Annotated in this window: 8 protein-coding genes and 1 tRNA gene; 3 read left to right on the top strand and 6 right to left on the bottom strand. The window is 59.2% G+C overall.

What is annotated here, in order from left to right:
• Positions 1-135: 135 nt before the first annotated feature.
• The 4 genes from SB4_RS13140 to SB4_RS13130 form a co-directional block, all read right to left on the bottom strand.
• Positions 136-717 carry a recombinase family protein gene (locus tag SB4_RS13140; RefSeq protein WP_058752926.1) on the bottom strand — a complete coding sequence of 194 codons (582 nt, stop codon included), beginning with the start codon at positions 715-717 and terminating at the stop codon, positions 136-138.
• A 387-nt stretch (positions 718-1,104) separates the two neighbouring features.
• Complete coding sequence (drt3b, locus tag SB4_RS19015; RefSeq protein ID WP_082670159.1) at positions 1,105-3,075, bottom strand: antiviral reverse transcriptase Drt3b; 1,971 nt, start codon at positions 3,073-3,075, stop codon at positions 1,105-1,107.
• Entirely contained in the window at positions 3,068-4,303 is a 1,236-nt protein-coding gene (gene drt3a, locus SB4_RS19010; RefSeq protein WP_193753817.1) for an antiviral reverse transcriptase Drt3a, read from the bottom strand. Before drt3a ends, drt3b begins: the two co-directional genes overlap by 8 nt.
• Positions 4,304-4,439: 136 nt before the next feature.
• Positions 4,440-4,530, bottom strand: a tRNA-Ser gene (locus SB4_RS13130).
• A 96-nt stretch (positions 4,531-4,626) separates the two neighbouring features.
• Between SB4_RS13130 and SB4_RS13125 the strand changes: the two genes are divergently transcribed.
• Positions 4,627-5,493: a peptidylprolyl isomerase gene (locus tag SB4_RS13125; protein ID WP_058752924.1), complete on the top strand. Its 867-nt coding sequence runs from the start codon at positions 4,627-4,629 to the stop codon at positions 5,491-5,493.
• Positions 5,494-5,553: 60 nt separating this feature from the next.
• On the opposite strand, the gene acs is transcribed toward SB4_RS13125, so the two are convergent.
• On the bottom strand, positions 5,554-7,506 hold the full coding sequence (gene acs / locus SB4_RS13120) for an acetate--CoA ligase (protein ID WP_058752923.1): 1,953 nt from the start codon (positions 7,504-7,506) through the stop codon (positions 5,554-5,556).
• A gap of 297 nt (positions 7,507-7,803) precedes the next feature.
• On the opposite strand from acs, the gene SB4_RS13115 reads away from it, so the two are divergent.
• Complete coding sequence (locus tag SB4_RS13115) at positions 7,804-10,332, top strand: PAS domain-containing protein (RefSeq protein WP_058752922.1); 2,529 nt, start codon at positions 7,804-7,806, stop codon at positions 10,330-10,332.
• On the opposite strand, the gene SB4_RS13110 is transcribed toward SB4_RS13115, so the two are convergent.
• Positions 10,316-11,461 carry a GGDEF domain-containing protein gene (locus SB4_RS13110; protein WP_193753816.1) on the bottom strand — a complete coding sequence of 382 codons (1,146 nt, stop codon included), beginning with the start codon at positions 11,459-11,461 and terminating at the stop codon, positions 10,316-10,318. The two genes, SB4_RS13115 and SB4_RS13110, sit on opposite strands and share 17 nt — an antisense overlap.
• 225 nt (positions 11,462-11,686) lie before the next feature.
• Here SB4_RS13110 and SB4_RS13105 point away from each other — a divergent pair.
• Positions 11,687-12,884, top strand: a 1,198-nt coding sequence (locus tag SB4_RS13105; RefSeq protein ID WP_058752920.1) for an MFS transporter, incomplete at its 3' end; no start/stop codon positions are given.

Genomic DNA, 12,884 nt, shown 5'->3' with positions numbered 1-12,884 from the left:
ATTGGGTTTGGACCCTAGCGAGTGAGCGAACCTGCATATCGTGCTGCATAGTGCAATCTCCAATGTTCCCAGCAAGATAGAACAAAAGAAGAACGATTGGCAATGATTTGCCTTCCGCCGGCGGTGCGCCACCGCTCATGACAGGGCGCGCTTCTCCACCCGTTGGATCGCAGCACGGGAAACGCCGTATTTGCTTGCTAGGAAGCCCAGAGAGGCACCTTCTCGACGCGCTGCTAGGATTTCACTCTGCTGGGCAGCGCTAAGGCTCTGCGGCCTTCCTAGAGCCGTTCCTTCCGCCTTTGCTCGTTTCAGGCCTGCTTGGGTTCGCTCAATGAGTAGATCGCGTTCGAACTCCGCGACGGCGGCGATAACCTGCATCGTCATGCGACCTGCTGGGGAGGTAAGATTTACACCTCCAAGGGCGAGGCAATGCACCCGGATGCCTTCATCTGCCAGCCGATCCACGGTGGCCCTAACATCCATGGCGTTTCGGCCCAGGCGGTCTAGCTTTGTCACTAGCAGCACATCCCCGGCCTCCATGCGGTCGAGCAGCTTCACAAAGCCCTTGCGCTCCATAGCGGGAACAGAGCCTGACACGGTTTCGACCACGATGCGACGCGGCTCCACCTTGAAACCTGCCGCTTCCACCTCGCCGACCTGATTGTCGGTGGATTGGTCCGAAGTTGAAACACGGCAGTAGAGGAAGATGCGGGTCACGGGATCGACTCCTGTATCGAATACCTGGCTCATATATAGCCAGTGTATCGTAATGTCGAATCCCTATTATACGTTACCCTTGGGTAGGATGTATCGAAACCGATCCAAAGCGATGCGATCCCGAATGCATACCAAGACGACAGATCGAGCAACGGAGAGATTAGACCTGAACCGGTCGACGGTTGCGCCGTGGTCTAGTCGCGGCGGCTTACGCTGGGTGGGGCTGCGATGCCACGTTTAGTGTGTGCACAATGGCTCATCACCGAAGCCCAAGGTCATTGCCGCAGCAAATCACTCATCGAACGGGAGAATAAACGCGCCTTATCGTTCCGGGAACGTATCAACGCGTTACAAGTGACGCCACAGCCCCATACGCTTCTTGCCAACTTAGTAGACGATACTCAATTCCTTTTTTTTGAGTATGTTCATAAGGTTGACACCCGCCCAATTGATAAACCAAGGCTTACTTTCAAAATCTGCTGCCGCCGCCTGCGCATCACTCTTCGTTAGTTTTTGCAGCCCAACAGTCCCACGCAGGTTGTTGTACCACGATCCGCGCTTTTCAAGCGGCAAAAACGGACAACTGAGCAAATCAAGGCACAGGTGTGCGGCCTGTCCATCGACAGCAATTCCATTACTACCATCAATCAAAAGCTTTGCGCGATTAAAAAGTTCCTTTATCCGCTCACTATGGCAATGTTTTCCTTTCGTCAAAAATATAAAGGTTACGATCTCAAAGTAGCCAAAGTGGCTCATTTGATCGCAAAGTTCTTTTATAAGAGAATCGACAATGGGTTCGTTTCCGGCAATTTCAGCGAGCGGTATTATGACGTTCAGAACCTCCACTGGAACAGCTGTCAGTTTTCTATGATGAACCCCGTTCCTAATGGATTTAGATAAATCAATAGTCCAACGTACTACCGTTTCGGAGAAAAAAGCATGTCGGTCTATTGCTTTATTTTTGAAGAATTCGTTAGACGTTACTATTGCACGGGCTATATTCAGCGATGACCTTACGGTTGGATTAACCGTGTAGAAAAAGTACGCTAACTCCAATAGAAGCATGATCGCGGATATGTAGGATTCAATATCCGCGCTGCTTTCGGGGATGTGAATGATGTCGTCAGATATATCTACGACTCTTTTATTCAAAGCAGATATTATATAATCTGACACCATCTCATAATTTGCATTATACGTAACGCATATATTCTTTATATTTTTTGTGAATTGTTTGATAATAGAGTTTGCCCTATTTATTTTTTTGGGGACCGAATAAGGCTTACCATTAATATTTACTGTATCAATAAACAGATCAGATAGATTATTTATTGCCGCGTCAGTGTCGGAAATTGCTTGCGATTTCTTTGTTGCAAAAGGCCTATGCATAGTATCGGTCTTGCGATCGTTAAGATGCAGATTGTAATCAGCAAGACAAGCAGTGACGACGCCTTGAACCGTGTTCGCAGTATCTATATCTTTTGCGAAAACATAAAAGTCATCAATATATCGTCTCATTTCGAAGTCGGATTTGTGGATAATATCCATATCCGATAGCTTTTCTAAAACATCCTGGTCAACACGCGACAATATTATTTCCGCAAAGATTCTACAGCATTCCGGCCCGATGCATATACCGTTAGTTTCGTTATAATTCATGAACTGCATCAGACGATCAAATTCATTGCCGAAGCTAGATGCTATAGTATTATTTTTAGCAATACCTATGGTACTGACCGCCCAAAACATAGTGTGCGTGTATATACTATTAAAGCACTTAGTGACATCCAACGCTCTGAACACTGAAAACTTCTTTTCCAGACGCAGGTATTCTGTTGAATCAAAAAATTGATGAGCCCGGCGGATATGACTATACGAAAAGTAAGAAGCCGGATTGGATACACTTTTTTCAATAGAAACCGTATCAATGTCGGTCGCTTTACGCGTATTCTTCGCTGTATTCACGCCTCGTATGAAGTAGGTGCTTCCGACCTTGTAGGGCGTTCGCAACGATACTTCCGATTTTTTGGCATAATATGATATTAGAGAGTCATGCTTTTGATAAAACATGGCAACTCTATGTTGAGCCGCCGGATGGAGTAGGCTTAAGCCACGAGTTGATGCTTGGTCTTTCACTACACGGTACCTATAGGGTATCGTATAATGCCTATCCGATGTCACAAGCTTCTCAACGAAGTCACTGACGTCACTTGACACGCTTCGTGCGCCGTTAAGATTTAAGTAAAACCCATCATTTGAAAATATGATAGGAACTTCTTCTGGTAAAGTGTCCGTGACCACGGCGCGCATAAAGTCGGCTCGCCGCATATTACCTTTGGCAATAACCGTCTTACGCATGAGCCCAGCACCTCGAAATAATCATGATATCACGGGATGAAAAAGTGAAGAATATATTGTCTTCAAAACCCTTCTTGAATGAAAACCCTAGAATCTGTCTTTTCTGAATTGAACTTAGAGATGGCTTGATTCGATTATTTGGATGCGTATTATAGATAGCATTCCGAAAAAAGTTATCCAACTCTTTTATAGACTCAGATTTCGCACTATCCACCAGTGGATAGTTGTATCTTAATCCAACAAATCTTTTCTGCCCGCTGTTTTCGTCTATAAAAGAATGATTGCAGGTCAACATTTTGACTCTTCCCATCAAAACGGAAAAGTTTGCATCATTGTTGAATTCAAGAAAAGATTTAACTATTCTTCTCTTGTATTTATTAACCTTTGACTTGGCAATATCGACACTTACTCGCCTTTGAATGCTACTGCCGTCTCGGCACATCTTATTAACGTCTAGCTGATAACCTAGGAAATTAATGGTTAAGTCAGGCGACGATGAGTCCCTCGCAATTTGTGAAGAGAAGTTATAGCTTTTACTCTTTACTCTGCTGAGGTTAAGACCGGACGGAAGCGCACTTTGAGCGTAAGCTATAAGAGTCTCAACATTGACGTTCTGGTCGACGATCAATATTACGTCGTCGACAAATCGACTATAGAATCGCACCCCTTTGTACTTTTCGAGCCGACTATCAAAGTCGCGCATGACGTACTCCGCTAGAGTAGCACTGATCGCTAACCCCCTAGGCAAACCGGATATGGATTGCCGCCGTAGAGCGTCGAAGAAAGATTCCAGCAGATTCACGGATTGCCGCGAAAAGGCGCTATCTCCTCTTAGGCTTTGCGCTATGAAATCGGTATCAACCGTTTCGTAAAACGATTTTATATCAAGCTTTATAGCTTTATATACAATACCCTGACTTAACAGAGATATCATACATCGAACAATATCCTGCCTATCGCTTTGGCGGACGCCTGTAACCTGTCGAATGTGGCTTGAGATATGGCGGACTATAAGGGCCTGCTCGACCGACGAGTGCTGGTAAACATGTTTACCTCCCCGACTACCGCGATACAGACTTATGTGGGGAAATCCGGAAGCGGCGATTTGAACTGCTCGTTCGAGTGCCGCCTCTTTGTCGCTCAGCGGCACATACAACAGGCCTCTTGAGAAATCTGTTTCTTTGAACTGTCGTGCCAATGTCTTGGCGTGAATGGTAGCGTCGTACATGCCCTCTCCCTGACCGGCATAACGTACGCAAAATATTGTAGAATGCTCAACACAAACTTGGATGTTGGTCGTAATGTGGCACGATCGGATAAGACAGAGCCTTAAGCCCTGTTTTAACTGCATATTTTGAAGAAGCTGGCGGAGCGGGAGGGATTCGAACCCTCGATACGGTTTTGCCGTATACTCACTTTCCAGGCGAGCGCCTTCGACCACTCGGCCACCGCTCCGCATGAGTTCATGCCTGGAACACGCGCCCCTAATGCGCTTCCTCGTTCCGCGCAAGCGATTGCGTGGGGCGGGGGACTGAGGCAGTCTTTCGTCCCATGACGATCGCGCTTCTGCTCGCCGCGCTTCTTGCGCAGGCCTCGCCCGCCCCAGCCCCCGCCGCCCAACCCGGCGATCCGCTGCCCGGCGACTGGATCGCGGTGCCGGACGACGAGATCCTGGTCTTCACCCTGTCGAACGGACGGACGGTGACGATGCGGCTCGCCCCGACGCAGGCGCCGGTCCATGTCGCCAATATCCGCAAGCTGGCGCGGACGCATTGGTGGGACGCAGGGACCAGCGTGTACCGGGTGCAGGAGAATTACGTCGCGCAATGGGGCGACGCGACCGAGAAGAAGCCGCTGCCGACCGGCATCGTCGCCAATCCCCCCGCCGAATATGACCAGCCCGGCAACAGCGCGGTGGCGCGGCTGACCAAGCCCGATCCCTATTCGAGCTGGGACGGCTATAGCCGCAACGGCTGGCCGCTGGCGGGCAATGCGACAAGCGAGTGGATTCCGCATTGCTATGGCATGGTCGGGGTCGCGCGCGATCTGGCACCGAGCACGGGGACGGGAGCCGAACTCTATACCCTGATCGGCCATTCGCCGCGCGCGCTGGACCGCAATGTCGCGGTGGTCGGTCGGATCGTCGACGGCATGGACGCGCTGTCGACGCTGCCGCGCGGGACGGGCGACCTGGGCTTCTACAAGGACGAGGGCCAGCGCCTGCCCATCGTGTCGGCACGGCTGGCCAGCGACATTCCCGCCGCCGAGCGCCCGCATTACCAGTATCGCGAGACGGCCTCGCCGCGCTTCGCCGCCTGGATCAAGGCGCGGGAGAATCGGAAGAACGACTTCTTTACCGTACCGGCGGGAGGTGTGGATATCTGCGCGGCGATGCCGCCGGTGCGCAAGGCGCCCTGATCGGTTCGGGTCGAACCCCAAGGAAAAGGAGGGCCGCCACCCCGGCGGCCCCCTTCCCGATCAGGCCGCCTTCTTGCCCGGTTCGATCCGGTTGGCGACGAGGTGATCCACCACCGCCGGGTCGGCCAGCGTCGAGGTGTCGCCCAGCGCGTCGACCTGGTTCTCGGCGATCTTGCGCAGGATACGGCGCATGATCTTGCCCGAGCGGGTCTTGGGCAGGCCAGGCGCGAATTGAAGTGCGTCCGGCGTGGCGATCGGCCCGATCTCGCGGCGGACCCATTGGACCAGCTCGGCGCGCAAGGCTTCGTCTTCCTCGACACCGGAGTTCAGCGTGACGAAGGCATAGATGCCCTGCCCCTTCACATCGTGCGGCATGCCCACGACGGCGGCCTCGGCGACCTTGGCGTGGGCGACCAGCGCGGATTCGACCTCGGCGGTGCCCATGCGATGGCCGGAGACGTTGATGACGTCGTCGACGCGGCCGGTGATCCAGTAATAGCCGTCCTCGTCGCGACGGCATCCGTCGCCGGTGAAATATTTGCCCTTATAGGTGGTGAAATAGGTCTGGAAGAAGCGGTCGTGATCGCCCCAGACGGTGCGCATCTGCCCCGGCCAGCTGTCGGCGATGACCAGATTGCCCTCGACCGCACCGTCCAGCACCTGGCCCTCGGCATCGACGATCTGCGGCAGCACGCCGGGCAGCGGCAGCGTGGCCGAGCCGGGCTTCAGCGCGACGGCGCCCGGGATCGGCGCGATCATGTGGCCGCCCGTCTCGGTCTGCCACCAGGTGTCGACGATCGGGCAGCGCCCCTCGCCCACCACATGATAATACCATTCCCAGGCTTCCGGGTTGATCGGCTCGCCGACCGAGCCCAGCACGCGCAAGCTGGAGCGGTCGGTCTTCTTCACCCACTCGTCGCCCTCGCGCATCAACGCGCGCAAAGCGGTCGGCGCGGCGTAGAAGGTCGACACCTGATACTTGTCGACGATCTGCCAGAAGCGGCTGAAATCGGGGTAGTTGGGAACGCCCTCATACATCAGGGTCGTCGCGCCATTCGCCAGCGCGCCATAGACGACATAGCTGTGCCCCGTGACCCAGCCCACATCGGCGGCGCACCAGAACACCTCGCCCTCGCGGTAATCGAAGACGTGTTGGTGGGTATAGGCCGCCCAGAGCAGATAGCCGCCGCTGGTATGCAGCACGCCCTTCGGCTTGCCGGTAGAACCACTGGTGTAGAGGATGAACAGCGGGTCCTCCGCGCCCATCGGCTCAGGCGCGCAGTCGGTGGCGGCGGCGTCGACCAGATCGCCATACCATTGGTCGCGACCGTCCTTCATCGTCACGTCCGCGCCGCTATGGCGGACGACGACGACATGATCGACCGCGACGCCGTCATGCTCCAGCGCGGCGTCGACATTGGCCTTCAGCGGTACAGCCTTGCCCCCGCGACAGCCGCCGTCCGCGGTGATGACGATGCGCGAATCGCAATCGACGATTCGGTTGGCGAGGCTTTCAGGGGAGAAACCTCCGAATACGATCGAATGGATCGCGCCGATCCGAGCACAGGCCAGCATCGCAAAGGCCGCCTCGGGGATCATCGGCAGATAGAGGGTGACGCGGTCGCCCTTGGCGACGCCCAAGCCTTTAAGCACATTGGCGAGGCGACACACCTGCTCGTGGAGTTCGCGATAGGTGATGCGGCGATCGGTGCCGGGCGTGTCGCCCTCCCACAGGATCGCGACCTGATCGGCGCGGGTTTCCAGATGGCGGTCGATGCAGTTGGCGGCGACGTTCAGCTGGCCGTCGGCGAACCAGTTGATGCGGAAATCCGCCTCGTCGAAACTGGTGTCCTTCACGCTGGTGAAGGGTGTGATCCAGTCGAGCCGCCCGGCCTGTTCGCGCCAATAGCCGTCCGGGTCGCTCTTGGCCGCCGCATAGGCGCGGGCATAGCCTTGCGCATCCATGGACGCGCTATCGGCCCAGTCGGGAACGGGGTGAACATGGGCGCTCATGTCTGTCTCTCTCCTGTCTTTCCAACATCCTTAGCAGTCCAACATGGCACCTGCCTATCGGCTCCGTGACAAAGTGCTTCGCGCCACCGCCGAACCGTGGGGAGTGTAGCGGGGCAAAATATCGTCGCGTTGACGACCCAACTTCACAATCCCCGCCCATCGCGATCAAGACGAGACACGGACGGACGAAAATTTCATCCATACAGAGCAAGATACGGTGAACACCCTCTGTTCCTCCCGGCCAAGCAACGCTACAGCGAGCGGAGGCCAGGTTTCGGAGGGGGAAACGAACCGAGCATGATCGCGACTGCCCACGACCCTGCCGACATCCCACCCGGTTTCGCCGCTGTTCTGGCGCGAAGCGGCGAGATGGGACGGTTGATCGCGGGATTCGACTGGTCGTCGACGCCGCTCGGCCCCATGTCCGGCTGGCCGCAGAGCCGCCTGACCGCGATCGCGATCATCCTGGCGTCCTCGATTCCCATGGCGACGATCTGGGGGCCGGAGGGCATCCTGATCTACAATGCCGGTTATGCCGCCTTTTCGGGCGATCGCCATCCGGCGATGCTGGGCAGCCCGCTGGTGCCCTGCTGGCCGGAGGCGGCGGCCTTCAACGCGCAGGTGTTGGCCGAAGGGTTGAGCGGGCGCACGCTCGCCTTTCGCGACCAGGCGATGATGCTCGGCCAGAGGGGGGCGGCCCAGCAGCACTGGCTGGACCTGGACTATACCCCGATCGCCGACGAAAGCGGCCACCCGGCGGGCATCATGGCGACCGTGATCGACAGCAGCGCCCGGATGCGCGACCGGCAGGAGCGCGAGAGCGCCCTGTCCGCCGCGCGCGAGAGCGAAGCCCGCTTCCGCAACGTCGCCGACTATGCGCCGATGATCATGTGGGTCACCGATCCGCAGGGGCATTGCACCTATATCAACCGCGCATGGCAGGTGCAGACCGGCCAAGCCGTGGAGGACGGCCTGGCCTTCGGCTGGGTGAAGATGCTCCATCCCGATGATCGCCAGCCGGTCGAGAACGCCTTCCGCACCGCGATCGCGCAGGTCGACTCGTTTCAGATCGAGTTTCGCCTGGCCCAGGCCGAGGGTGGCTATCGCTGGATGATGGTCACGGCGATGCCGCGCTTCGACGATGACGACGCCTATCTGGGCATGGTCGGGTCGGTCATCGATATCGACGAGCGCCGCCGTGCCGAAGCGACGCTGCGCGACGTCAATGCCGTGCTGGAACGCCGCGTCATGGAAGCGCTGGCCGAGCGCAAGCTGTTCGCCGACATCATCGATTCGACCGGTACGCTGGTCCAGGTGCTGGGCTTCGACCACCGCTATCTGGCGATCAACCGCGCGGCAGCCGAGGATTTCGAGCGGCTGTTCGGCACCCGCCCGCAGATCGGCCAGCACAAGAGCGAGGCGATGGCCGGGCGGCCCGAGATCCTGTCGGTGATGCGCGATTACTGGACACGCGCACTGGCGGGCGAGGAGTTTGCGGTCATCCAGGCGCTGGACGATCTGGCGGGCGAGCGGCGGCATTACGAGCTGCGCTTCAGCCCGCTGGTCTCGACCGAGGGGACGCCGATCGGCGCCTATCAGTTCGCGACCGACGTATCGGACCGGCTGGCCCAGCAGGAACGGCTGCACGACATGGAGGCGCAACTGCGCCAGAGCCAGAAGATGGAGGCGGTCGGCCAGCTGACCGGCGGCATCGCGCACGACTTCAACAATCTGCTCCAGGTCGTGGTCGGCAATCTGGAGATGCTCGACCGCTTCCTGCCGGAGGGCGACAATCCGCGCGCCAGGCGGGTCGCGACCAACGCGATGACCGGGGCCAAGCGCGCCGCGACGCTGACCCAGCGGCTGCTCGCCTTTTCCCGGCGCCAGCCGCTGGCGCCGCAATCGGTCGATACGCCACGCCTGGTGGAGGGGCTGTCGGACCTGCTGACCCGCACGCTGGGCGAACAGGTCAGCCTGGCGGTCGACGCCGCCCCCGATCTCTGGGCGGTCGAGGCCGATCCCAACCAGCTGGAAAGCGCGATCCTGAACCTGGCGGTCAATGCGCGCGATGCAATGCCGCATGGCGGCACCCTGTCGATCACGATGCGCAACGCCACGCTCGACGGGCTGGCGACGATGGCGGCAGGGCCCGTGCCCTATCCGACCGATCCGGGCGATTATGTCGCGATCCATGTCAGCGATACCGGCACCGGCATGGACCGCGCGACGCTGGGCCGCGTGTTCGAGCCGTTCTTCACCACCAAGGAGGTCGGCAAGGGGACGGGGCTGGGCCTGTCGATGGTCTATGGTTTCGCCAAACAGTCGGGCGGCCAGGTGCAGATCGAATCCACGCCGGGCGAGGGCACCTGCGTCACCCTGTTCCTGCCGCGTTTCCACGGCACCGCCACCGCGCCGGCCGAGGCCGCTTCGGCCATTCAGCGCCCGACACACGGGTCCGAGACGATCCTGGTGGTCGAGGACGACGCCGATGTCCGCGCCTATTCGACCGAGGCGCTGCGCGAACTCGGCTATGACGTGCTGGAGGCGGAGGACGGGGCCTCGGCGCTGGCCTTGCTCGACGCGCCCGAGGCGAGCCGAATCGCACTGCTGTTTTCCGACGTGGTGCTGCCGGGCGGGATGACGGGGGCCGACCTCGCCTCGGCCGCGCGGTCGCTGCACCCGGAGCTCAAGGTCCTGTTCACCACCGGCTATGCCCGCGACGTGATCGTCCATGGCGGACGGCTGGACGCAGGGGTCGCGCTGATCACCAAACCCTTCGACTTCGCCGACTTGGCAGCGCGTATCCGGGCTATGCTCGACGGCTGAGCAGTTTGGCGCCGGGAAGTACGATATCGGGCTGCGGGGGCGTGGCGTCCGGTCCGCGAACGCCGCCGCCCGCACGCTTGACCGCATAGGAGCGTTCATCGGCCTGGTGGATCAGCGTCTCGAACTGCGCCTCGGGCAACATGCCGACCGCATAGCCGAGGCTGAGGCCAACCGAGATCACCTGGTCGGGACCCAGGTCGCAGGGACGGGTCAGCTGCTCGTGGATGCGATGGGCCAGCGCCCTTCCGGCCGCTTCGTCCCCGCGCTGCACCATGACGAACTCGTCGCCGCCGGTTCGTGCGACGATGATGTCGTCACGCACGCTGGCCTGAATGCGTGAGGCCAGCACCGCCAGCACGCGGTCGCCTGCGCTGTGACCGAACCGGTCATTCACCCCCTTGAAACCGTCCAGGTCGAAGGCGTGGACGACAACCGACTGCCCGCTGTCGGCGGCCAGCGCCTCAAAGGCCTCCCGCAGGCCCAGCCGATTTAACAGGCCGGTCAACGGATCGCGCCGTACCAGGCTTTCCAACTCCAAGCGAAGCGCGACCGCTCGACGGGCCGTGGCATGAACGAAGGCGACGCTCTGAAGCCCGGCGATCGCGAAGACGGCCAGGAATAGGGCGACGAAAACGTGACGCGGGCCGAGCAGCGCCGTGGCGAGCGCATTGGGCAGCACCAGGCACAGGATGCCGGTACTGGCAATCCAGGGCCGGACCGACAGCCGAGCGATCAGTCCCGCGCTATAGCCAAAGGCGATGGCGACCGGCAGCGGGTGAAGAGCCGTCTCGGACAACCTATAGATCGCGATCGAAAACAGGCTGATCGACGCGCATACCGCGATCGTCGTGACGGCGTGAAGCCACTCGCACCGCTGCAGCGTCTCCAGCGACGCGACGCGGTAGGCGGCGCGATGGCGTTGATGATGGAGGATCATGCCGATCTTCACGAGGCTCATCGCCACGCAAAGCACGTTGGTGACGATCGCCAGGATGTTGGGCACGATCAGCCAGATATACAGGCCGGTCGCGGCCACCATGCCGCACAGGATGACCATGGGCACGACATTGTCGGCCAGAGCGTCTATGAGTTCGCGATAGACAGGTTCCGTTTCCTTCTGTCGCAACACCACATTCCCCAACGCTCACCATCAGCACTAATCTATGTTTAGTCAGACTGGGTCAACAACCCTTTGAGGCGTTCGGCCGTATCCCCATTTCGGCCCCATCGGACCTATAGCGCACTGATGGGACAGTATAAAAACACGGTCCATCCAGTTCCTTGGCCATCCTTTTGCCCGACGCATCCGAGTCGGTGGGTTGTGCGTTGGGCGCTGGGGCGTGAAAGGACGGGGATGGCATCGCGGTTTCGGCAATTCTGGAGCGAGGAGGAATGGTCCTTCGCCCCCCATGAACGGCCGACCATTCCCGGATCGCCGGGCAATTTCGATCATCCCAACCGGCGACGCTTGGCATACGGCGTCATCGCCGTGCTGATCGGGCTGACCGGTGGTCTCGGCAATGCGCTGGTCCAGGTCAATACGGTGCAGTTGCAGGGCGCGCTGGGGCTGGACCCGACGGAGATCGCCTGGCTGCCCATCGCCTATGTGATGACCAACGCGTCGATCAACCTGTTGCTGATCAAGTTCCGCCAGCAATTCGGTCTGCGGCCCTTCGCGCTGCTCTTCTCCGGCCTCTATACGATCCTTGCCTTCGCCCATCTCTTCGTGCGCGACTTCTCCACCGCGATCGCGGTGCGCGCCGCCAGCGGCATGGCGGCCGCCGCTCTGTCGTCGCTGGGCCTCTATTACATGATGCAGGCGCTGCCCGCGCGCTGGCGGTTGAAGGCGATCGTGCTGGGCATCGGCGTGCCGCAATGCGCGACGCCGCTGGCCCGGCTGTTCTCGCCCGAGCTGCTCGCCATGTCGCATTGGCGCACGCTCTATATGTTCGAGTTCGGGCTGGCGGCGATCAGCCTGGCCTCGATCATCGCACTGCGCCTGCCGCCGACGCAGAAGGTCAAGGCGTTCGAGCCGCTCGATTTCCTGACCTTCGCGCTCTACGCCCCCGCCATCGGGCTGTTCTGCGCGGTCCTGGGCCAGGGGCGGCTGGTCTGGTGGACGCAGGCGGCGTGGATCGGCTGGGCGCTCGCCATCGCCATCCCCCTGCTCGCCGCCGCGCTCTGGATCGAGCATCATCGCACCAATCCGCTGCTCAACACGCGCTGGCTGGGCTCGATGGACATCGTCCGATTCGCTATCGTCACGATCATGGCGCGGATCGTGTTTTCGGAGCAGAATTTCGGCGCGGTCGGTCTGTTGACCACGCTGGGCCAGAATAACGACCAGTTCGGCACGCTGTTCGCCATCGCCTTCGTTTCCTCGATCGCGGGCGTCGTCATGAGCGCGGTGACGCTGGACGTGAACCGGCTGACCCATCCGGTCATGTTCGCCATCGCGCTGGTCGCGGTCGCCGCCTATGCCGACAGCTTCTCGACCAACCTGACCCGTGCGCCCGAACTGTACGCCACCCAGGCGCTGATCGCCTTTTCGA

Origin of the sequence: Sphingomonas sanguinis, from assembly GCF_001476905.1 — a bacterium.
GTDB classification, from domain to species: domain Bacteria; phylum Pseudomonadota; class Alphaproteobacteria; order Sphingomonadales; family Sphingomonadaceae; genus Sphingomonas; species Sphingomonas sanguinis_B.
This window is presented reverse-complemented; position numbering and strand designations above follow the sequence as displayed.

What these genes read in the sequence shown, in the direction of transcription:
- drt3a (WP_193753817.1), bottom strand. Translation starts at nt 4,303, where the DNA reads ATGTACGACGCTACCATTCACGCCAAGACATTGGCACGACAGTTCAAA.
- acs (WP_058752923.1), bottom strand. Translation starts at nt 7,506, where the DNA reads ATGAGCGCCCATGTTCACCCCGTTCCCGACTGGGCCGATAGCGCGTCC.
- drt3b (WP_082670159.1), bottom strand. Translation starts at nt 3,075, where the DNA reads ATGCGTAAGACGGTTATTGCCAAAGGTAATATGCGGCGAGCCGACTTT.
- SB4_RS13125 (WP_058752924.1), top strand. Translation starts at nt 4,627, where the DNA reads ATGACGATCGCGCTTCTGCTCGCCGCGCTTCTTGCGCAGGCCTCGCCC.
- SB4_RS13115 (WP_058752922.1), top strand. Translation starts at nt 7,804, where the DNA reads ATGATCGCGACTGCCCACGACCCTGCCGACATCCCACCCGGTTTCGCC.